The 21,326-nt window shown below is 69.6% G+C and carries 19 protein-coding genes; 5 read left to right on the top strand and 14 right to left on the bottom strand.

Going from position 1 to position 21,326, the window contains the following annotated elements:
* Positions 1-19: 19 nt before the first annotated feature.
* The 3 genes from AC07AG_RS39190 to nsdA form a co-directional block, all read right to left on the bottom strand.
* Complete coding sequence (locus tag AC07AG_RS39190) at positions 20-358, bottom strand: P-II family nitrogen regulator (RefSeq protein ID WP_150493276.1); 339 nt, start codon at positions 356-358, stop codon at positions 20-22.
* Positions 355-1,707, bottom strand: a complete 1,353-nt coding sequence (locus AC07AG_RS39185; RefSeq protein WP_478761551.1) for an ammonium transporter — start codon at positions 1,705-1,707, stop codon at positions 355-357. Before AC07AG_RS39185 ends, AC07AG_RS39190 begins: the two co-directional genes overlap by 4 nt.
* A 300-nt stretch (positions 1,708-2,007) precedes the next feature.
* On the bottom strand, positions 2,008-3,483 hold the full coding sequence (nsdA, locus tag AC07AG_RS39180) for a transcriptional repressor NsdA (RefSeq protein ID WP_478761549.1): 1,476 nt from the start codon (positions 3,481-3,483) through the stop codon (positions 2,008-2,010).
* Positions 3,484-3,905: 422 nt separating this feature from the next.
* Here nsdA and AC07AG_RS39175 point away from each other — a divergent pair, with 422 nt between their 5' ends.
* Positions 3,906-4,568 carry a bifunctional DNA primase/polymerase gene (locus AC07AG_RS39175; protein ID WP_478761548.1) on the top strand — a complete coding sequence of 221 codons (663 nt, stop codon included), beginning with the start codon at positions 3,906-3,908 and terminating at the stop codon, positions 4,566-4,568.
* 112 nt (positions 4,569-4,680) lie between these two features.
* Here the strand turns inward: AC07AG_RS39175 and ftsY are convergent, their stop codons facing one another.
* Complete coding sequence (gene ftsY / locus AC07AG_RS39170) at positions 4,681-5,904, bottom strand: signal recognition particle-docking protein FtsY (protein WP_478761547.1); 1,224 nt, start codon at positions 5,902-5,904, stop codon at positions 4,681-4,683.
* Positions 5,905-6,102: 198 nt separating this feature from the next.
* On the opposite strand from ftsY, the gene AC07AG_RS39165 reads away from it, so the two are divergent.
* Together AC07AG_RS39165 and AC07AG_RS39160 are read left to right on the top strand one after the other, a co-directional pair.
* Positions 6,103-7,548 (top strand): purine-cytosine permease family protein, encoded by a 1,446-nt coding sequence (locus AC07AG_RS39165; protein WP_478761545.1) that lies wholly within the window; start codon positions 6,103-6,105, stop codon positions 7,546-7,548.
* 125 nt (positions 7,549-7,673) lie between these two features.
* Positions 7,674-8,654 (top strand): LLM class flavin-dependent oxidoreductase, encoded by a 981-nt coding sequence (locus AC07AG_RS39160; RefSeq protein WP_478761543.1) that lies wholly within the window; start codon positions 7,674-7,676, stop codon positions 8,652-8,654.
* Between the two features lie 44 nt (positions 8,655-8,698).
* Here the strand turns inward: AC07AG_RS39160 and AC07AG_RS39155 are convergent, their stop codons facing one another.
* From AC07AG_RS39155 to AC07AG_RS39140, 4 genes are all read right to left on the bottom strand, one after another.
* On the bottom strand, positions 8,699-10,150 hold the full coding sequence (locus AC07AG_RS39155; RefSeq protein ID WP_478761541.1) for a sugar porter family MFS transporter: 1,452 nt from the start codon (positions 10,148-10,150) through the stop codon (positions 8,699-8,701).
* A 269-nt stretch (positions 10,151-10,419) separates the two neighbouring features.
* Positions 10,420-13,992 carry a chromosome segregation protein SMC gene (gene smc, locus AC07AG_RS39150; RefSeq protein WP_478761539.1) on the bottom strand — a complete coding sequence of 1,191 codons (3,573 nt, stop codon included), beginning with the start codon at positions 13,990-13,992 and terminating at the stop codon, positions 10,420-10,422.
* Between the two features lie 255 nt (positions 13,993-14,247).
* The gene (locus AC07AG_RS39145) at positions 14,248-14,451 is read right to left on the bottom strand and encodes a hypothetical protein (protein WP_135333243.1); all 204 of its coding nucleotides are present in this window, start codon (positions 14,449-14,451) and stop codon (positions 14,248-14,250) included.
* Positions 14,452-14,834: 383 nt separating this feature from the next.
* Positions 14,835-15,116, bottom strand: coding sequence for an acylphosphatase (locus tag AC07AG_RS39140; RefSeq protein WP_249587510.1), 282 nt, complete (start codon positions 15,114-15,116; stop codon positions 14,835-14,837).
* Between the two features lie 131 nt (positions 15,117-15,247).
* Here AC07AG_RS39140 and AC07AG_RS39135 point away from each other — a divergent pair, with 131 nt between their 5' ends.
* Complete coding sequence (locus AC07AG_RS39135) at positions 15,248-16,189, top strand: CAP domain-containing protein (protein ID WP_478761706.1); 942 nt, start codon at positions 15,248-15,250, stop codon at positions 16,187-16,189.
* 16 nt (positions 16,190-16,205) lie between these two features.
* Here AC07AG_RS39135 and AC07AG_RS39130 read toward each other — a convergent pair whose 3' ends face one another.
* Positions 16,206-16,805 (bottom strand): flavodoxin family protein, encoded by a 600-nt coding sequence (locus AC07AG_RS39130; protein WP_478761537.1) that lies wholly within the window; start codon positions 16,803-16,805, stop codon positions 16,206-16,208.
* 136 nt (positions 16,806-16,941) lie between these two features.
* Between AC07AG_RS39130 and AC07AG_RS39125 the strand changes: the two genes are divergently transcribed.
* The gene (locus AC07AG_RS39125; RefSeq protein WP_478761535.1) at positions 16,942-17,385 is read left to right on the top strand and encodes a winged helix-turn-helix transcriptional regulator; all 444 of its coding nucleotides are present in this window, start codon (positions 16,942-16,944) and stop codon (positions 17,383-17,385) included.
* Here the strand turns inward: AC07AG_RS39125 and mutM are convergent.
* The 5 genes from mutM to AC07AG_RS39100 form a co-directional block, all read right to left on the bottom strand.
* On the bottom strand, positions 17,355-18,218 hold the full coding sequence (gene mutM / locus AC07AG_RS39120; RefSeq protein ID WP_478761533.1) for a bifunctional DNA-formamidopyrimidine glycosylase/DNA-(apurinic or apyrimidinic site) lyase: 864 nt from the start codon (positions 18,216-18,218) through the stop codon (positions 17,355-17,357). The two genes, AC07AG_RS39125 and mutM, sit on opposite strands and share 31 nt — an antisense overlap.
* Before the next feature lie 109 nt (positions 18,219-18,327).
* On the bottom strand, positions 18,328-19,185 hold the full coding sequence (gene rnc, locus AC07AG_RS39115; protein ID WP_478761532.1) for a ribonuclease III: 858 nt from the start codon (positions 19,183-19,185) through the stop codon (positions 18,328-18,330).
* Positions 19,186-19,192: 7 nt separating this feature from the next.
* A complete protein-coding gene (gene rpmF, locus AC07AG_RS39110) occupies positions 19,193-19,366 on the bottom strand; it encodes a 50S ribosomal protein L32 (RefSeq protein WP_003951102.1) in 174 nt (57 codons plus the stop codon).
* 2 nt (positions 19,367-19,368) lie between these two features.
* The gene (locus AC07AG_RS39105) at positions 19,369-20,046 is read right to left on the bottom strand and encodes a YceD family protein (RefSeq protein WP_478761530.1); all 678 of its coding nucleotides are present in this window, start codon (positions 20,044-20,046) and stop codon (positions 19,369-19,371) included.
* Positions 20,047-20,183: 137 nt separating this feature from the next.
* Positions 20,184-21,266 carry a cell division initiation protein gene (locus tag AC07AG_RS39100; protein WP_478761528.1) on the bottom strand — a complete coding sequence of 361 codons (1,083 nt, stop codon included), beginning with the start codon at positions 21,264-21,266 and terminating at the stop codon, positions 20,184-20,186.
* Between the last annotated feature and the right edge of the window lie 60 nt (positions 21,267-21,326).

Genomic DNA, 21,326 nt, shown 5'->3' with positions numbered 1-21,326 from the left:
CGGTCCTCGCCGACCGAGCTCACAGCGCATCCGGTCCGCGTTCACCGGTCCGCACCCGTACCGCCGTGTCGACCGGGACGCTCCAGACCTTGCCGTCCCCGATCTTGCCGGTTCGGGCAGCCTTCACCACGACATCCACGAGCTGTTCGGCGTCGTCGTCCTCGACCAGGACCTCGATCCGGATCTTCGGCACGAGGTCGACGGTGTACTCCGCGCCACGGTAGACCTCGGTGTGGCCGCGCTGGCGGCCGTAGCCGCTGGCCTCGGTGACGGTCAGTCCCTGGACGCCGAAGGCCTGGAGGGCTTCCTTGATCTCGTCGAGCCGGTGCGGCTTGACGACCGCGGTGATGAGCTTCATGCGTCCACCTTCTTGTTCTTACCGGCGTCCTGGGCCGGCGGGCCGGGCACGGAGGCGGTACGGGGAGCCGTGCCGCCGCCCGCTCCACTGAAGTCGTACGCGGTCTCGGCGTGCTGCACCTGGTCGATGCCCGCGACCTCCTCGTCCTCGCCGACCCGCATCCCGATGGTCTTGTCGACCAGGAGGGCGAGGATCGCGGAGGCGATCAGGGAGTACGCGAGGACGGCGCCGACACCGGCGGCCTGCTTGCCCAGCTGGTCGAGGCCGCCGCCGTAGAAGAGGCCCTTGGCGTCGGACTGGACGCCGCCGGTGGCGAAGAAGCCGACGAGCAGCGAGCCCACGACACCGCCGACGAGGTGGACACCGACGACGTCGAGGGAGTCGTCGTAGCCGAACTTGAACTTGAGGCCGACGGCCATGGCGCAGAGCAGACCGGCGATGGCACCGACGGCGATCGCGCCGAGCGGCGAGACGGAGCCGCCTGCCGGGGTGATCGCGACGAGTCCTGCGACGGCGCCCGAAGCGGCGCCGAGCGTGGTGAACGCGCCGTGCCGGATCTTCTCGTAGGCGAGCCAGGCCAGCATGGCCGCGGCGGTGGCGACCTGGGTGTTCAGGAACATCATCGCGCCGACGCCGTCGTCGTTGCCCAGCCACGATCCGGCGTTGAAGCCGAACCAGCCGAACCACAGGAGCGCAGCGCCGAGCATGACCAGCGGCAGGCTGTGCGGCCGCATCGGGTCCTTCTTGAAGCCGACGCGCTTGCCGATGACCAGGATCACGCCGAGTGCCGCGGCACCCGCGTTGATGTGCACGGCCGTGCCGCCCGCGAAGTCGATGACACCGAGCTCGAAGGCCCAGCCGCCCGCGCCCCACACCCAGTGCGCGACAGGGAAGTAGACGATCGTGGCCCAGAGCGCGACGAACAGCGCCCAGGCGGTGAACTTCACGCGGTCGGCGAGCGCACCGCTGATCAGGGCGGGCGTGATGATCGCGAACATCAGCTGGAAGACCGCGAAGACATAGACCGGGATGGTGTAGCCGTCCCACAGCTCGTTGAGCCCTATGCCGCTCAGGCCGACGTAGTCGGAGGACCAGCCGAAAAGGCTGCCGTGGTCGGTGCCGAACGCGATGGAGAAGCCGTACAGCACCCAGAGGATGGTGACGATCCCCAGACTGATGAAGCTCATCATCAGCATGTTCAGCGTGCTCTTGACGCGGACCATGCCTCCGTAGAAGAAGGCGAGTCCCGGCGTCATGAGCATCACCAGGGCGGAACAGATGAGCATGAACCCGGTGTTGGCGGCAGACAGCTGCGGGGCGTCTGCGGCGATCGTGATGCCTGGGGGCATCGGCGTCTCCTCGTCGTCGTATGCGGCCCGTGCGGGCGGGGCAAGAGGGGTGGGCCGTTATGCGCCATGAGATTGGCGCAGCGCCGTTTCCGGGGGCGCCCCTCGATGTTTCGCCGCAGTGACGAAGAGGTCGTACGTGTTACGCGTCCATGAACTGCCGGGTCAGGCGGGGCGCGGTTTCATACCCTGCGCACAGCACACAAACCGGCCGCGGCGGCCATCCGATTGACCTGGCGTGGGGGAGCCGAGTCGGGCAGTTCGGGATGGTCCGGCCGCGACCGGAGTTCTGGTGGGGCGCCGTCAGACCGCTTCCGCGGTCTCCGGCATGTCGATGGCGAGCTGGTCGGTGAGCTGCACGACCTCGGCGATGTCGCCGAAGTCCCGCACGGCGGTGTCCACGGTCTTGCGAAGGCGGGTGTTGACCCGCTCGGAGCGGACCTTCTTGGCGATGGTGAGGGCCTCGCCCGCGAGCACCGTGCTCTGCTCGGGCTCGCGCTGGAGCAGGTGGACCGTGGCCATGCCGATGAGGTTCAGTGCGTACGAACGCTGGTGCTCGGAGTCCTTGCCGAAAAGGTCGACGGCGCGCTCCATGACGGGCTCGGCGAGCGAGGCGTACGTGGGGCTGCGGCCCGCCACGTAGGCCAGGTCGCGGAACGAGTGGGCGTTCTCGCCGTTCAGCTCGGCCTCGGAGAAGAAGCGGATCCAGTCGGGCTCGGGCTCGTCGAAGTCATCGGCGTCGGCGAAGGTGTCCTCGGCCATGCGCACGGCCCGCTTGCACTTGCCGGGCTGGCCCATGCTGGCGTAGGCGCGGGCCTCCATCGCATACAGCATGGCCTGGGTGCGCGGGCTCGCGCAGTCCCGGCTTCCGTACTGCGCGAGGTGGATGAGTTCGAGCGCGTCGTCGGGCCGCCCGAGGTGGATCATCTGGCGGCTCATGCTGGAGAGCACGTACGAACCGAGGGGCTTCTCGCCCGCTTCCTTCGCGGCGTGCAGGGCCAGGACGAAGTACTTCTGGGCGGTGGGCTGGAGCCCGACGTCGTAGCTCATCCAGCCGGCCAGCTCGGCCAGTTCGCCCGCGACCTTGAAGAGCCGCTTGGACGTGGCCTCCGGCTGGGGCTCCTGCAACAGGTCCGTCACCTCGTGCAGTTGGCCGACGACCGCCTTGCGCCGCAGCCCGCCGCCGCACTGCGCGTCCCACTGCCGGAACATCACGGTCGTGGACTCCAGGAGGTCGAGCTCCGGTTTGGAGAGCCGGCCGGGCCTGCGGGACGGTGTGAGCGGCTCGGGGTCGCCGACCGGGGTCGTCGGCCCGGGGACGAGCCAGCGCTGCATGGGCTCGATGAGGGCGGGGCCCGCGGAGAGCGCGAGCGAGGTGCCGAGGAAACCGCGCCGGGCCAGCATCAGGTCGCTGCGCGAGAACTCACTGATGAGCGCGACCGTCTGCGGGCCGGTCCAGGGCAGGTCGACGCCCGACACGGAGGGCGACTGGTGGGCGGCGCGCAGGCCGAGGTCCTCGACCGCGACGACACAGCCGAAGCGCTCGGAGAACAGCTCGGAGAGGATGCGCGGAATGGGCTCGCGGGGATTCTCGCCGTCCAGCCAGCGCCGCACGCGCGAGGTGTCGGTGGAGATGTGATGGGCGCCCAACTGCCTTGCCCTGCGGTTCACTTGGCGCGCGAGCTCGCCCTTCGACCAGCCGCTGCGCACGAACCAGGAATTGAGCAGTTCGTTGGGGCGCTTCTCAGCGTTCGCACCACTTCCGCCATTGCCGCCCACTGGAACGCCCCCATCCCTCAAGACACTTACGCGCGGTCTCACGCCAAGCCCTACCAGAATGCCGCGTGTTGCGGCTCTCCGTCCGGAGAACGTCACCCATCGAACAGGAAACCGACTTGCCTCCGGCATACCCACGAGTGCACAACACTCAGGGCCCGTGCACTGAAAGTAATCCTACGATCACCCCTCCGGCGAGGGCGATCGCGGAAACGCCACCATTCGCCACCCCTTCGAATGAACTCCCGGCCCGCCACAAGCGATTGACTTGACAGTGGACGACCGAAGGTGGGCGGAAGGGAGCACTTGGGGGCGTGCATGACCGAGCGCACCCCCCTCAGGGCGTCAGGCGCCTGAACAAAAGCACAGGGTCACGATCCGATTCCGTCACGTAACCACACCGCGCTCGACCCGTTGGAGGGGGCATGGGCTTCACGATCGGCGGCATCCGGGGGACCGACAAGCCCCGCACCGGTTCACGGCGGCGTGGCCGCGCGTCGGACTGCACCGCGGTGGCCGAGTACACCGGGCTGTGGGGATGGGCCGCCATCCCCGGCGCACGCGCCCTGGACGGCCGCTGCTCCTGCGGCGCGGCCGACTGCGCCGCCCCTGGCGCCCACCCCATCGAGTTCGCTCCCGAGGTGTCCGCGGGGGCGACGCTGGACGAAGTGACCGAAGCCTGGGCCCAGTTCCCCGGCGCCGCCGTGCTGCTGCCCGTGGGGCGCGCCTTCGACGTGATCGAGGTGGCCGAGGCCGCGGGGCGCAGGGCGCTGGTCCGCCTGGAGCGCATGGGCCTGCCGCTCGGCCCGGTGGCGGCCACCCCGGAGGGCCGCGCACACTTCTTCGTCGCGCCCGGCGCCGCCGCCGAACTCCCCCAGCTGCTCTACCGCATGGGCTGGGACGACGCCGGCATCGACCTGCACGGCCTGGGCCCCGGCACGCACATCACGGCCCCGCCCTCCGACCGCGCGGGCCTCGGCCCGGTCCGCTGGCTCCGCGCCCCCGACCTGGATTCGGCGACCCATCCCCCGCAGGCACGGCTGGTGCTCGGCACCTTGGCGTACGTGGCGCACCGCTCCCCGGCGTAGAAGCGCCCGCACACGGAAATGCCCCACCCCGGCTGCACCCCGGGGTGGGGCATTTCTCTGGCGTACGTCTCCTACTGATCCGCCGTACGCGGCCTAATCCGCCGTACGCGGCCTACTGGTCGCCGATGAGCGCGTCGACGAATGCCTCCGGCTCGAACGGAGCCAGGTCGTCCGCGCCCTCGCCGAGCCCGACCAGCTTGACCGGCACACCCAGCTCGCGCTGGACGGCGACGACGATTCCGCCCTTGGCGGTGCCGTCCAGCTTCGTCAGGACGATGCCGGTGATGTCGACGACCTCGGCGAAGACCCGCGCCTGCACCAGGCCGTTCTGCCCGGTCGTGGCGTCCAGGACGAGCAGCACCTCGTCCAGCGGCGCGTGCTTCTCGACGACGCGCTTGACCTTGCCGAGCTCGTCCATGAGGCCGGTCTTGGTGTGCAGGCGCCCGGCGGTGTCGATGAGGACGACGTCGGCGCCCTCCGCGATGCCTTCCTTGACCGCGTCGAAGGCGATCGACGCCGGGTCGCCGCCCTCGGGGCCGCGCACCGTACGTGCGCCGACGCGCTCGCCCCAGGTCTGCAGCTGGTCGGCGGCGGCGGCGCGGAAGGTGTCCGCGGCGCCGAGGACCACGGAGCGGCCGTCGGCGACCAGGACGCGGGCGAGCTTGCCCGTGGTGGTGGTCTTGCCGGTGCCGTTCACGCCGACGACCATCACGATGCCGGGCGTCTCCAGGCCCGACTCGGTCTTCACGGCACGGTCGAACTCCGCGCCCTCGCGCGTGCCGAGCAGCGTGAGGAGTTCCTCACGGAGCAGCGCGCGCAGGTCGTCCGGGGTGCGGGTGCCGAGCACGCGGACGCGCTCGCGAAGGCGCTCGACCAGTTCCTGGGTGGGGGCGACGCCGACGTCGGCGGTGAGGAGCGTGTCCTCGATCTCCTCCCACGTGTCCTCGTCCAGGTGCTCGCGGGAGAGGAGCGTGAGCAGCCCCTTGCCGAGTGCGTTCTGCGAGCGGGAGAGCCGCGTGCGCAGACGGACCAGGCGACCTGCCGTGGGCTCCGGGGTCTCGATCTCCGGGGCGGCCTCGGGGGCCTCTTCGGTGACGACCGGCGCCTGTGCTCCGGCGCCCGGGAGTTCCACCTCCTCGATGGTGCGGCGCGGTTCGTCGCGCGGCGTCTCGGCCTCGTCGCCGACATGCGGCTCGGCCGGAGGGGCGGTGATGGTGGGCGTGGACGACGGGGCCTGCGGCGGCAGCTGCTTCTTCTTGCGGCTGCCGATCACGAGCCCGCCGAGCGCGCCGATCACGACCACGGCGATGACTACAGCAAGGATGACGATTTCCATAACCCACCCAGTATCAGCCATGGGGGCAACACGGGCCCAGGCTGTAGCTTCCTCCAAAGAACATAAGCTCATAGAGGGCACTACTCGGACTAAAGTACGATGGAGCTCTCCGCATCAACGCGCGTAGAGTCCAACGCGATCACCCCCACGGACGGATCGCGGCGTTGCGATCCGAGCGAGAGGCACGGACCCCACCCCATGAGCACCACCGCCGAAACCGAAGGCGCCCTGGAGACACGCGGCCTCGAGCCCGTCCCCGACTCCGAGCGCACGGGCCGGACCCGCGAGCTGTTCCCCACCTGGGTGGCGGCCAACATCAGCGTCCTGCTCCTCACCATGGGCGCGGGCCTCATCGTGACCAACGGCCTCAACTTCTGGCAGGCCCTGGTCGTCGCCCTCGTGTCGCCCCTCCTCAGCTACGGCCTCGTCGGTCTGATCTCGATCGCGGGCAAGCGCGGCGGCTCCCCCGGCATGACGCTCTCGCGCGCCGTCTTCGGCCAGCGCGGCAACCTCTTCCCGGGCTCGCTGATCTGGATCGCGCGCTGGGGCTGGGAGACCATCAACGCGGTGACGGGCGCGTACGCGATCATCACCGTCCTGGACATCTGCTTCGGCGTGAAGTCCAGCACGTGGCTGACGGTCGTGACGCTGATCGCCTTCGTCGCCTGTACGTTCGTCATCAGCGGTCTTGGCCGCAAGGTCCTGCATGTCTGCAACACCTGGGCGACGTACCTCTTCGGCGCTTTCAGCGTCCTCGTCCTGGTCTACCTCGTGGCCAACACCCCTTGGTCGGACGTCTTCTCGCAGTCCGCGGGCTCCACCGCGGCGATGGTCGCGGGCGTCGGCGTGATCGCAGCGGGCGGCATCAGCTGGGTCCCCACAGGGCCGGACTTCACCCGCTACCTCCCGCGCAAGGCGTCCAGCAAGGCCCTGGTGGGCAACGCCATCGGCGGCGCCGGCATCGTCGTCGTACCGATGGTCCTGATGGGCGCGGTCATGGCGGTCAGCACGCCGAGCCTGTCCAAGGCCTCGGACCCGGTCTCCTTCCTCGGCCAGCTGCTCCCGACGTGGATCGCGGTTCCGTACCTGGTGATGGCCCTGATCGGCATGCTCCTGATCAACTCGATGTCGATGTACTCCGCGGGCTTCACCGCGATGACGCTCGGCATCAAGGTCCCGCGCACGTGGGCCGTGTCCATCAACGCCATCATCAGCCTGATCTTCGGCTACCTCCTGATGAACGTGGCCACCAGCTTCATCGGCTCGTTCATCTCCTTCCTCACGCTGCTCGCGGTCGCGTTCTCCGCCTGGATCGGCGTCTTCGGCATCGACATGCTGAGCAGGAAGACGTACGACGGCGAGGCGCTGATGGACACCAAGCACACCAGCGCCTACTGGTACAAGGCGGGCTTCGCCTGGCAGGCCATGACCGCGTGGGCGATCGCCCTGGTGATGGGCCTGCTCTTCACGAAGGTCGACTGGTTCAGCGGCCCGCTCGCCACCTCCTGGATCGGCCGCAACGGCCTGGGCTGGCTGGCCACGATCCTCATCGCGGCCGCGCTGTACGCCGTGCTGCCGAGGACCCCGGCCGCCGAGGCCCCCCAGGGCAAGGGCGAGGGCGAGACGGAGCTGGTCTCCGCCTGACATTCCTCTGAGGCGGGCGTCGTTCCGCGCCTGATCCGGAACAACTGCCCCCGGGCACTGGTCATCTGACACCACGTCATCTAACGTCCCTCTTCGCCCGCCCACGGTGAAGGGGGACGTTTTCCATGCCCGTCACAGTCGTACGTTTCAACCTCGTCGATCCGGACGCCACACCCGCCTCGCTGAGCGAGCGTTACAAGGCCGCACTGGAGATGGCCACGTACGCCGACGACCGGGGCATCTCCACCGTGCAGACCGAGGAGCACCACGGCGCAGGCAACAACTGGCTGCCCTCGCCCTTCACTTTCGCCGGCGCGGTGTTCGGCGCGACCCGGCGCATCGCGGTCACGGTCTCCGCGATCATCGGCCCGCTGCACGATCCGCTGCGGCTCGCCGAGGACATCGCCGTACTCGATCTGCTCAGCGGCGGTCGCCTGGTGACGGTGGCGGGGATCGGCTACCGGCCCGAGGAGTACGCGGCGTTCGACGTCGACTGGAAGCGGCGCGGCAAGCTCCAGGACGAGCTCCTGGAGACCCTGCTGCAGGCGTGGACCGGCGAGCCCTTCGAGTTCCGCGGCCGCACCGTGCGCGTCACCCCGCGCCCGTACACCCAGCCCCACCCGATGCTCCTGGTCGGCGGCTCCTCGCAGGCGGCGGCCCGGCGCGCGGCCCGGCTCGGCCTGCCGTTCTTCCCCAGCGCCCATCTGCCGGAGCTGGAGGCGTACTACAACGACCGCCTCGCGGAGTACGGCACCGAGGGCTGGACGATGATGCCCGCCGCCGAGACATCCCTCCTGCACATCGCGGACGACCCGGACCGCACCTGGGCCGAGCACGGCCAGCACTTCCTGCACGAGGCCCGCACGTACGCCTCCTGGCAGTCCAAGGACATCCGCTCGGCGGTGAAGTCCACCGCCACGACGGTCGACGAGCTGCGCGCCGAGGGCGTCTACCGCATCCTCACGCCCGACGCGTGCGTGGCCCATGTGCAGGGCGGCGCCGCCAATCTCGTACTGCATCCGCTCTCGGGAGGGATGCCGTTGGACGAGGGATGGCGCAGCCTGCACCACTTCTGCGAAAACGTACTGCCCCGGCTCAAGGAATAGGTCCTTGAACCGGGGCAGCTTCCTCAGAGGAGGGGCAGCGGGGATTAGCCCATCTCCTCCAGGGTCTTGCCCTTCGTCTCCTTGACGAACTTCATGACGAAGGGGATCGAGAGCACGGCGAAGGCGCCGTAGATGATGTACGAGCCGGTCAGGCTCCACTCGGACATGCTCGGGAACGTCTTGGTGATCGCGAAGTTGGCGAGCCACTGCGCCGACGCGGCCACACCCAGTGCGGCGGCGCGGATCCGGTTCGGGAAGATCTCGCCGAGCAGGACCCAGACCACCACGCCCCAGGAGAGGGCGAAGAAGAGCACGAAGAAGTTGGCGGCGATGATCGCCGTCAGGCCCTGCGCGTTCGGCAGCGTGACGTTGTCGCCGGAGCCGGTGCGGTACGAGAACGCCCAGGCACAGGTGAAGAGCGCGAGCGCCATGCCGGCGGAGCCGATGATGGCCAGCGGCTTGCGGCCGATGCGGTCGACGAAGATCATCGCGATGACCGTGCCGATGATGTTCACGATCGACGTCTCGAACGAGTACAGGAACGAGCTGCTCGGGTCCTTGCCGACCGACTGCCACAGCTGGTTCGAGTAGTAGAAGATCACGTTGATGCCGACGAGCTGCTGGAACACCGAGAGGCCGATGCCGATCCAGACGATCGGCAGGAAGCCGACCTTGCCGAGCAGGTCCTTGAACGAGGACTTGTGCTCGCGGCGCATGCCCTCCTCGATCTCGGAGACGCGCGCGTCCAGGTCGATCTTGGTGCCCTCGACCTCGCCGAGCACCTTCTTCGCCTCGACGTCACGGCCGACGGAGATCAAGAAGCGCGGCGACTCGGGGATGACGAAGGAGAGCACGCCGTACAGGACGGCCGGGATGACCATGACGCCGAGCATCAGCTGCCAGGCCTCCAGGCCCATCAGCTTGCCGCGCTGGTCGTCGTCCGCCAGCTTCAGGATGCCGTAGTTGACCAGCTGGGAGACGGCGATGCCGATGACGATCGCGGCCTGCTGGAAGGAGGCGAGACGGCCTCGGTACGCGGGCGGTGCGACCTCGGCGATGTAGGCCGGGCCGATGACGGAGGCCATGCCGATGCCGATGCCGCCGATGAAGCGCCACATCGTCAGGTCCCACGCCGCGAACGGCAGGGCGGAACCGACGGCGCTCGCCGCGAAGAGGACGGCGGCGATCTGCATGCAGCGGATACGGCCGATGCGGTCGGCGATGCGCCCGGCGATCGCCGCGCCGAGGGCGCAGCCGAGCAGCGCGGTCGCGATGATCCAGCCGAGCATGTTCGCGTCGACCTCGAACCGGTGCTGGATGGCGACGGTCGCGCCGTTGATCACGGAGCTGTCATAGCCGAAGAGGAAGCCGCCCATGGCGGCGGCCGCCGTGATGAAGATGACGTGGCCGAGATGGTCCGGCCTGGCCTCTCTGCCTTCGGGCTGCGGCGCCTTCGTTGTGCTGGTCACATGGACTCCTCGGGCCACCGGCAACATCGCCGGGGGTGGGGGTGAGCACTTCAAGTGGCGCACAACTTCACGCCGCCCACCACCTGAAGGTAAAAGCAACGTTGCAGAGACTATGCCTTCAAGTTTCGAAGTCAAGACCTGGGTTCCTGTGAATTTCAGGTGCGCTTGAGGTGACGTTCGTTCACATCTTGAACTCAAGGAGGGAGAGCACCGAGGGGGCGCCGACAACTGCGCGACCAGCCGGGAGCGCCCCGCACCCGGCGGCCGAAGCCGGAACCCCGGTCCGGGAACAGCGCCTAGCGAAGCCGCTGGCTGATCACCTTCGAGACGCCGTCGCCCTGCATCGAGACGCCGTACAGCGCGTCCGCGACCTCCATCGTCCGCTTCTGGTGCGTGATCACGATCAGCTGCGACGCCTCCTGCAGCTCCTCCATGATGCGGATGAGCCGCTGCAGGTTGGTGTCGTCGAGCGCGGCCTCGACCTCGTCCATCACATAGAAGGGACTCGGCCGTGCCTTGAAGATCGAAACGAGCAGCGCGACGGCCGTCAGGGACCGCTCGCCGCCGGAGAGCAGCGAGAGACGCTTGACCTTCTTGCCGGGCGGGCGCGCCTCGACGTCGACTCCCGTGGCGAGCATGTTGTCGGGATCGGTCAGGATGAGCCGCCCCTCGCCGCCCGGGAAGAGCCGCGAGAACACGCCTTCGAACTCACGGGCCGTGTCCCGGTAGGCCTCGGTGAAGACCTGCTCGACGCGCTCGTCGACCTCCTTCACCACTTGCAGGAGATCGGCCCGCGTTTTCTTCAGGTCCTCCAGCTGCTCGCTCAGGAACTTGTGGCGCTCCTCCAGCGCGGCGAACTCCTCAAGGGCCAGCGGGTTCACCTTCCCGAGCTGCTGGTACGCCCGTTCGGCTGACCTCAGCCGCTTCTCCTGCTCACCGCGGACGTACGGCACGGGCCTGTTGCGCGGGTGCTCCGGGTCTTCGGGGAGTTCCTCGCCCTCGGCCGCGGGGGATGGCGGCACGAGCTGGTCGGGGCCGTAGTCGGAGACGAGTCCTGCCGGTTCCACACCGAGTTCCTCCAGCGCCTTGGACTCCAGCTGCTCGATGCGCAGCCGCTTCTCGGCACCGAGTACCTCGCCGCGGTGGACCGAATCCGTCAGTTTGTCGAGCTCCGCCTTGAGGTCGCGCCCCTGGCTCCGCTCGGCGGTCAGATCCCGCTCCCTGACCTCCTTGGCGCGCTCGGCGGCGGCACGTTCCTCCTGGGCCCGCACGAGAGAGACCTCGACGTGCGCGAGCAGCTGCCGCGCGCCACGGGCGACGGCCTCGGCGACCGCGGCCTCGTGCCGCATCCGGGCCTTGCGCTGCTCGGCACGCGCGCGTGCCTCGCGTTCGGCGCGCGCGGCCCGGTCGAGCGAGTCGGCACGCCCCGCGAGCCCCTTGACCCGCTCCTCGTGCGTACGCACCTGGAGCCTGGCCTCCATCTCGGTCTGCCGGGCATTGGCACCGTCGGCGGCGAGCCGGTCGCGCACCGCGGTGTCGGGCTCCTCCTCCACCGGGGCCTCCTCAGCGACGGCGAGCCGCTCGGCCAACTCCTCGGCGTCCTCGACCGCCTTGTCCAGCGCCTCCTGCGCCTTGGCCGCGGCCGCCGCACTGCGCTCGGCCTCGCCCGTGGCGCCCCGGGCCTGCCCGGCGAGCGCACCGAGCTGCTGCGCCACGGAGGACTTCTCCCGGTCGGCGGCGCGCCTGCGCTCCCCCAACTCCTCGACGAGCGCGGCGACTTCCTTGCGCCGTTCGCCCGCCACCTGCTGGGCGTGCGCCAACTCGTCGCACTGTTCGGCCAGTTGCTCCAGCTCGGCCGCCGCCTCGTCGACGGACGCCTGCACTTCGAGAAGGCTCGGCGCCCCGGCGGACCCGCCCTGCGCGAAGTGCGCCCCGAGCAGGTCCCCCTCGGTGGTGACGGCGGTGAGCTCCGGGTGGGCGTAGACGAAGTCCTCGGCGTCCTCAAGGGTGCCGACGGCGACCATCCCCCGCAGCAGCCGCCGCACGGCGGGCATCAACTCCGCGGGACCGCGCACCAGTTCGGCGACCAGGGGCGGCCCTTCGGCACCTCCCGGCCGTACGTCACGGGGGTCGGCGCCCGGCGCCTCCGACGCGCTCGCGAGCAGCAGCGCGGCCCGCCCCGCGTCCTGCTTGCGCAGCAGCCGGATGGCCTCCGCCGCCGATGCCGGTGTGGTCACCGCGATGGCGTCCGCCGCCGCGCCGAAGGCCGCCGCGACGGCGACCTCGTACCCCGGAGTGATCGAGAGCAGCTCGGCCGCGGGACCGAGCAGCCCCGTGAGACGGTCCCTGGCGGCGAGCAGCGCCCCCGTACCGTCCTTGCGGCGCAGGCCGAGCGCGAGCGCCTCGTGCCGGGCGGCGACAGCGGCCCGCTTGCGCTCGGCGGCGGTGGCCGCTTCCCGAGCCGCGGTCAGCGCGCCCTCGGCCTCCGTGAGGGAACGCTTCGCCTCGTCGTGCCGCTCGCCGAGCTCCGCGTCACCGGCGTCGAGCCCGTCGACCTCCGCCTTCAGCTGCTCGTACTCCTCCTGGGCGGCGACCGCGCGCTCCCCCGCCTCGTCCCGCGCCACGGCGAGCCGGTCGATCTCGGCCTGTGCGGAGCCGGCCCGCGAGCGCGCCGCGTTGACCTGCCCGGTCAGCCGCGCGAGCCCTTCACGCCGGTCGGCGATGGCCCGCGCCACGTCCTTGAGGCGGCGCTCCTCGACCGCGAGATCCCGCTCCAGATCGGCACGGTGGCCGATGGTGTCCTCCAGGGCATGCTCGGCCGCTTCGAGTGCGGCTTCCAGCTCCGCCTCCTGCTCGCGGATCCGCGCGGCCTCGCGCTCCATGTCCTCGGGGTCACGGCCGCGCCGCTCCTCGGGAGGCGCGGCCGTCGCGCTCTTGACCCGGGCGTCGGCGAGCGACACCGTGCCGCGCACCCGCTCGGCCAGCTGCGACAGCTCGTACCACGTCTGCTGTGCCCGCTGGAGCCGCGGAGTGAGGCGGCGCACCTCGTCCTCGAGCTCCGCCTCACGCTGGAGCGCCTTCTTCAGGTCGGCCTCGGCGCTGTCCTTGCGCCGCTTGAGCTCCGCCTCGTCGGCGACCTCGGTCCGCAGCGCGTCCCGCAGGCGTACGAGATCGTCGGCGAGCAGCCGAAGGCGGGCGTCGCGCAGATCGGCCTGGATGACGGCGGCCCTGCGCGCCACGGCGGCCTGCCGGCCAAGGGGCTTGAGCTGGCGCCGCAGTTCGTCGGTCAGGTCCTGGACGCGCGCGAGGTTGGCCTGCATCGCGTCGAGCTTGCGCAGCGCCTTCTCTTTGCGCTTGCGGTGCTTGAGGACGCCCGCGGCCTCCTCGATGAAGGCGCGGCGCCCCATGGGGTCGGCGTGCAGCACGCCGTCGAGCTGGCCCTGCCCGACGATGACGTGCATCTCGCGGCCGATGCCGGAATCGGAGAGCAGTTCCTGAATGTCGAGCAGCCGGCAGGTGTCCCCGTTGATCTGGTACTCGCTGCCGCCGTTGCGGAACATGATCCGCGTGATGGTGACTTCGGCGTACTCGATGGGCAGGGCACCGTCGGAGTTGTCGATGGTGAGGGACACCTCGGCACGGCCGAGCGGCGGGCGCCCGGTGGTGCCGGCGAAGATGACGTCCTCCATCTTGCCGCCGCGCAGCGACTTGGCGCCCTGCTCGCCCATGACCCAGGACAGCGCGTCCACGACGTTGGACTTGCCGGAGCCGTTCGGTCCGACAACGCAGGTGATGCCCGGCTCGAACTTCAGCGTCGTGGCCGACGCGAAGGATTTGAAACCGCGCAGTGTCAGGGCCTTGAGGTGCACGCCGCCGGACTCTACCTTTCACTGACCGTTTCACCCAGGAAGATGCAGGGCACATCAGCTGTAAAGGAAACACATTACGGGGGCGGCAAGAAAGAAGGGACGCCGAAGCGTCCCTTGCAGATCTGGACAAGCGGCTGACATGGGCAGCCCGACCACGTGCGTGAAGAGGCAGCTCACACGGCGAAAAGAGCGCGACGCTGAATGATCATTGCGCAAGCCCTGCGAGAAAAGCGCCTTTACTCAGGATGGCAGTGGTCAGGTGAGCGCAGGCTCCGCCTGGGGTACGTCGATGCTCTCCAGGAGCGATTCGTGAGAAGCGGCAGCCGCGAGCGCGTCGTTCTCGGCCTGGATCTTCACAAGCTCAGATTCCAGGTCCTGGACGCGTTGCTGGAGCCGTCGCATCTCGGCGAGAAGTCGCGGGTCGGAACCGCCGACGTAACCGAGAAGCGCCTTTGCCATGATGGATGGTCCTCCACAATGAGTGACCGACCGAAGCGGTGTGGGTCGTGAGGGAATCGCACCCGCGGTGCTTGGCACTCGTTGTTCGTGCTGGGTCGTGCTGGCCGTTCTCACATGCCAAACAGCTAAGGTGCGCGGGGATTCCAGAGTCTCACCAAAAAGTTTGACGGTCAACACGATCACGCCCCGTATTGGCGGGCAACCCGGGGGCTTGCGGCCGTGGAAACGGCGGCGCTGCCTCTGCTGCGGGGCCCTGGGGGCGTGTCGATCATCCTGCACTTGGGAGCCTGCCACGACGCGCCCTTCTTGGCAACCACCAGGCGTTTCCTGCCCCTGACAGTCGCCCTGACCACACCGGAGCGCGTCCGCACGGCGGCTCTCCGTCAGCGAATCGCGAACGTCTCGTAGATGCCGCGCGGAGTGTCCCAGATCTCAGTGACGCCGTCGACGCGGCCGGGTGTGTCGCCCTCGCGCAGCCAGTCGAGCAGCCCCTGGGCGCCCGCGCGCGGACCCTCTGCGACGACTTGCACACGGCCGTCGTCCAGATTGAGAGCAAAACCACTCAGGCCCCCGATCTCCAGAGCCTTGGCCCGCGTGAACCAGCGGAATCCCACGCCTTGCACCTGGCCACGCACCCAGGCCGTGACTCTGACTTCTTCGTTCATGGGTGCACGCTAACCGGCCAATTGCACTCGGAGCACTTCGTCCCCATGCGCCATCGCGTACAGTCCCGACTCGATGAGCCTCACTCGTATGGGTGAGCCACGTTGACCGCCAGGACGAGGAAGGCCAGGAGATGGGACGCCACCGACGCTCCGGCGCAGGGGCAGCCGCCACCGGCCGCGCCACTGGAGTCTCCGACGTGTACGCGGGCGAGCACGCCGGCGTCCCGGAGCCCCGCCCCGCCAACGTCGCGCACCGCCACAGGGGCCGCCGCGCCACACCGGTGCGCACCGGCCTGCTCGGCGTGTCGGCAGCCGTCGCCATGGGCGCCGTGGCCGTCGCATCCGGCCTGGTCCCGGGCGCCGAGAACTACTCCCTGGGCGGTGGCGGCGACTCGAACAAGGTGCGTGCTGCCACCACCCCGAGCGAGGTGACACCGCAGGGCGGCGAGAACGGCACCGCCGACCGCGAGTCGGCCCCGCCGAGCCGCGGCTCCGAGCGCCCCGACGCCCCGGCCCCCTCCCCCTCGAAGACCACCGAGAAGCCTACGGCCGAGCCGTCGAAGAAGCCGTCGACCAAGGCGCCCGCGCCCGAGGCCGACGAGAAGCAGAAGAAGACGACTCCCCCGAGCCCCTCGCGCACCCCCTCCGAGAAGCCGAAGGCCCCGCCGGTCACCGGCTCGAAGTCGCCGTCCACCGAGAGCGCGGCCGAGGCCGCGGTGCTCACCCTGGTCAACGCGGAGCGGGCCAAGGTCGGCTGCTCCCCCGTGCGCGCCGACGCCGCGCTGGCCTCGCTCGCCGGAGCGTTCAGCTCGGACATGGCCGAGCGCGACTTCTTCGACCACACCGACCCGGACGGCGCGACCCCGTGGGACCGCGCCGAGAAGGCCGGGATATCGGACCTGGGCGGCGAGAACATCGCCCGCGGCCAGGCGAACGCCCAGTCCGTGATGGACGCCTGGATGAACAGCCCCGGCCACCGGGCCAACATCCTCAACTGCGACTACAAGACCCTGGGCGTCGGCGCGCACTTCGCGCCGGGCGGCCCTTGGTGGACGCAGGACTTCGGCTTCTAGGAAGCCCCAGGATTCATCAGGCCGCGGTCGGCGCGACAGCCGCGCGGCCCGTCACGAACACCTGTGCGGTCTGCGTGATCCGGCGGCCGAGGTGCTCGGCCGTGGCGATGTCCGCCTTGTGCACGCCTTCGGGGCCCTCGTCGGCGTTGGTCTGCGCGGCGGCGCCCGAGAAGAAGCCGAGACGGTTGAGGTCGTGCTCGGAACCCTGCGTGGAGTTCCAGCCCGGGGTCAGACCGAGGCTCACCCAGTGCATCGCGTGCTGTGCCGCGAGCGTCTGGAAGTACTGCAAGGTGTGCAGCTTGTCGCCGCTCTTGGAACCGGAGTTCGTGAATCCGGCGGCGAGCTTGTCGTGCCACGTCTTGGCGAACCAGCGCTTCGACGAGGCCTCCGCGAAGACGTGGAAGGCACCGGACGCGGTGCCCATGTAGGTGGGCGAACCGAAGACGATCGCGTCCGCGGCGTCGAGCAGCTCCCAGTCCGCCTCGGTGATCTCGTCGACCTTGATCAGGTGAACGGTGGCGCCCGCGTCGGCGGCACCGGCGCGGACCGCCTCGGCGACGACGGCGGTGTGGCCGAAGCCCGAGTGATAGGCGATCGCGACAACAGGGCTGGTCATGGTGGGGACTCCTCATACGGCGGCAGCACAGCGGAACAGAACAGTCGGACGGACTCCGAGCAGTGACTGAAGGAAAGCACTAACTTCTAGTTAGCGCAACCCGTCAGATAGCGCTGTGCGGGAGTATGCTGTCGGCATGGATTCCACCGCTCAGGCCGAAGACGTCCAGGCCGAAGACGCTCCGGCCGAAGACGCCCAGGCCGCGGACGACCTGGCGTACGACGTGTTCTCCAAGCAGTGCCCCTCGCGCGGCACCCTGGAGCACGTCACCGGACGCTGGGGAGCACTCACCCTGGGCGCGCTGCACGACGGCACGTTCCGTTTCAACGAACTGCGCCGCCGGGTCGACGGCGTGAGCGAGAAGATGCTGTCCCAGACCCTGCACGCGCTGGAGCGCGACGGCCTGGTCCACCGCGAGGCACAGCCCACCAACCCGCCGCGCGTGGAGTATCGGCTCACCCCGCTGGGGCGGGAGATCGCCGATCGCCTGATGAGCCTCATCCACTTCGTGGAGGGCAGGATGGACGGCGTCCTCGAAGCGCGCGAGCGCTACGACAGCGTGGCGGCCGGCGGCCGCTGACAGCGCGGGCAGAAGTAGCTGGAGCGGTTCATCCAGGGCCGCCGGCGCATCGGCGTACCGCAGCGGCGGCACGGCTCGTCCTCACGGCCGTAGGCGTCGAGCGACCGCTCGAAGTACCCGGACTCGCCGTTCACGTTCACGTACAGGCTGTCGAAGCTCGTGCCGCCGACGGCGAGGGCGGCGTTCATCACGTCCCGTACGTGGCCCAGGAGTTGGGCCGTGCGCGGACGCGTGAACGTGGCGGTGGGCCGCTCGTAGTGCAGCTTCGCCCGCCAAAGGGCCTCGTCCGCGTAGATGTTGCCGACGCCGCTGATCAACGACTGGTCGAGCAGGGCGCGTTTGATCGTCGTACGACGGCGGCGCAGCGCGGCGTGGAAGGCCGCGTCGTCGAACTTCTCGTCCAGCGGGTCGCGCGCGATGTGCGCGATGACGTCCGGCAGCCCGTCCGGGGTGCTCTCGTGCAGCGAGAGCCCGCCGAAGGTGCGCTGGTCGACGAAGCGCAGCTCGGTGCCGAGCGCGTCGGCGAAGCGGATCCGGATCCGCAAGTGCTTCTCGTCCGGAGCCTCTTGGGGCTGGACGAGCAGCTGCCCGCTCATGCCGAGATGGGCGAGGATCGAGGTGCCGCTGTCCTCGACGGGCAGCCAGAGATACTTCCCGCGCCGCATCGCCGTACCGACTCGGTGGCCCTTGAGGCGGAGCCCGAAGTCGTCACCGCCCGCGACATGCCGCCGCACGGCCCGAGGATGCAGCACCTCGACATCGGCGACGGTGCGCTGAGCCACCCACCGCTCGAGCCCACGCCGGACGACTTCGACCTCGGGCAGCTCGGGCATGTGACTACTCCGGGGCAATCGGGTGGGTGAGAAGGGAAAGAATGCCGCGAAGCGGCGAAATGACTGGTGCCGGCCACCCAGAGGGCGACCGGCACCAACATTAGAGCTGTCAGGCAGAGGAGGCTTCGGCAGCCCCGTCAACCTCCGCGGCAGCGGGAGCAGCTGCGGTGGCGGCGTCGGAAGCCTCCGCCGCCTTGATCCGCTCATCCGCGGCAGCGCGAATCTCGCGCCACGCGGACTCCGCGGCCTGCTGCTCCGCTTCCTTCTTGCTGCGGCCGGTGCCGGTGCCGTACGAGACGCCTCCGACGCGGGCGGCAGCAGTAAAGGTCTTCTCGTGGTCCGGGCCGCTCTCCGTGACGAGGTACTCGGGAACACCGAGGCTCTCGGTCGCGGTGAGCTCCTGGAGGCTGGTTTTCCAGTCCAGGCCCGCGCCCAGGTTCGAGGACTTCTCGATCAGCGGGTCGAAGAGCCGGTGCACCAGCTCGCCCGCCGCGTCCAGACCCTGGTCCAGATAGACCGCGCCGATCACCGCTTCAAGGGTGTCGGCGAGGATGGATGCCTTGTCCCGGCCACCCGTGCCCTCTTCGCCCCGGCCGAGCCGGATGAAGAGACCGAGTTCGAGGCCACGACTGACCTCCGCCAACGCACGCGAATTGACCACCGCGGCCCGCAACTTGGCCAGCTGGCCTTCGGGCAGGTCGGGGTGGGTGCGATAGAGCGTGTCCGTGACGACGAGTCCCAGCACCGAGTCCCCGAGGAACTCGAGCCGTTCATTCGTCGGCAGACCGCCGTTCTCGTACGCGTACGAACGGTGGGTCAGTGCACGCACCAGAAGGGCGGACTCGAGTCTGTACCCGAGCCGCCCTTCCAAAAGCGTGTGGGACGAGGCCGTGTTTTCCGCCTGCTTCTTGGCGTTTTCCGCCTTGGCGTCATCCGCCATTTTGTGGCTAGACACGGTGCCTCTCACCAGCCGCTCAGACCTCGAGGACCTGGCGCTTGTTGTACGTGCCGCAGCTCGGGCACGCGATGTGCTGCTGCTTCGGCTCGTGGCAGCGCTCGCACGCAACCAGGGTGGGGACCGCAGCCTTCCACTGCGACCGGCGGTGGCGCGTGTTGCTGCGCGACATCTTCCGCTTCGGAACAGCCACGGCTACTTCTCCTGCTTCTCGTCGACGCCGGCTTCGGCGCCGCTCACGTCGTCCTTCTCGCCGTCCTGGATGGTCCCGGCGAGTCCCTGCAGTGCCGCCCAACGAATGTCGACGGCGTCATGGTGGTGGTCCGGGTCGTCCGCGAGCCGTGCTCCGCACTGGGAACACAGGCCCGGACAGTCGTCCCGGCACACCGGCTGCATCGGCAGTGCGAGCACTACCGCGTCACGCAGCGCGGGTTCGAGGTCGAACAAGCCGTCCTCGAGATAGAGCCTGTCCTCATCTTCCTCGGCGTCGTCGGCCGGTTCCGCGGTGCGGCTCCGGTCGTCGGCGTCAGGGTACGAGAACATCTCCTGGAAATCCGCGTCCACCTCAAGCTTCAGCGGCTCCAGACACCTTACGCACTCCCCCTCGGCCGACGCACGGGCGGTGCCTGTGACAAGCACCCCTTCCATGACCGACTCAAGACGGATCTCCAGCTCGACCGAAGCACCTGCCGGCACTCCGATGACCCCTTCGATACCGAAGACATCCGGCGAACCGGGGGCCTCGATGGAACGGGTCAGCCGCTGCAGCGCACCGGGACGCCGACCCAGCTCGTGTGTGTCGAACACGAGTGGGTTTCGGTGGTCAAGGCGAGCACTCAGGGCTTTTCCTGCTTTCGAATCCTGGAAGTTCAAGGAGGGCCGCCCCCGTCGTGAGCTTGGCTCACTAGCCGGGCAGCCTGGATCGCGGACGTACGCGCGACCGAAGAGCCAGGATACTGGACCATTCGCTCTCGGCCCAATCCGGTCCCGGACAGGCCTCGGGGCAGGGGCTAGCGGCCCTGTTCGTACTGGCGCAGCTGCTCCGCGGTGATCATGCCGGTGTCGAAGAGACTGGTCTCGTCGAGCACCCCGGGGGCCTGCTGCTGCTGGTGGTGCTGCTGCTGGTCGCCGTACCCCTGCTGCTGGGCCGCCTGGTCGTATCCCTGCTGCGGGTAGCCGTAGGGATCCTGCTGCTGGTAGCCGTACGGATCCTGCTGGGCGTACTGCTGCTGGTAGGCGTACTGATCCTGCTGCTGGTAGGCGTACGGGTCCGGCTCCTGCTGGGGCGGGGCGTACGGCTGCTGCACGGGGATCTGCGGGGGTGCCTGGGGCGGCTGCGGGGCCTGCGGGGGCTCCGGGGCGGGGGCCGCGGCGGCCGTGGGGTCGGTGAGGCCCGCGAGGTACTCGGCGTCCGTGGTGTGCGCCTGGGATCCGAGGCCCTCGGCGAGGGCCGCGAGGTCGTCGGCGGGCGCACGGCCGTGCAGGGTCTGGCGGCCGCGGCCGACCGCCTCCAGGGTCTTGGCCAGGACCGCCTCGAAGGCGCCGAGCTTGGCGTCGACGTACGCGTCCGCGTCCCGGCGCAGGGTCTCGGGGTCGTGGCTGCGCTGCGGGGCGTCCTCGTCCTCGTAACCCTGCTCGTCGAGGCCGGGTCCGGTGCCGAGGAGCTTCTCGCGGCCGCGGCCGACGGAGCCGAGGGTCTTGGTGAGGACGACCTCGAAGTTGGCCAGCTTGCTGTCCACGTAGTCGTCGGCCTCGACGCGGACCTCGTCGGCGGCCTGCCGCGCCTCGGCGAGGATGCGCGCGGCCTCGCCCTGGGAATTGCGGGCGACCTCCGTGTCGGAGATCAGCGAGCCCCGCTCGGCGTGCGCGGTCTCGATGATGCGGTCGGCCTCCTGGCGGGCCTGCTCGACCAGCTGCTCGCGGCCGCCGATGAGCTCCTGGGCCTGGGCGAGGGAACCGGGCAGTGCCTGGCGCACCTCTTCGAGCATCGACAGGAGATCGGCGCGGTTGACCACGCACGAGGCCGACATGGGCATGGACCGGGCGCTGCCGACCGCCTCGACGATCTCGTCGATCTTCTTCTGCACGTCCACCGTGTGCTCGCCACTCTCTACAGCTGGTTTGGAGACGGACGGGACGACTGTAAGGCCAGT

The sequence above is a fragment of the Streptomyces sp. NPDC044044 genome (genome assembly GCF_056434405.1).
This window is presented reverse-complemented; position numbering and strand designations above follow the sequence as displayed.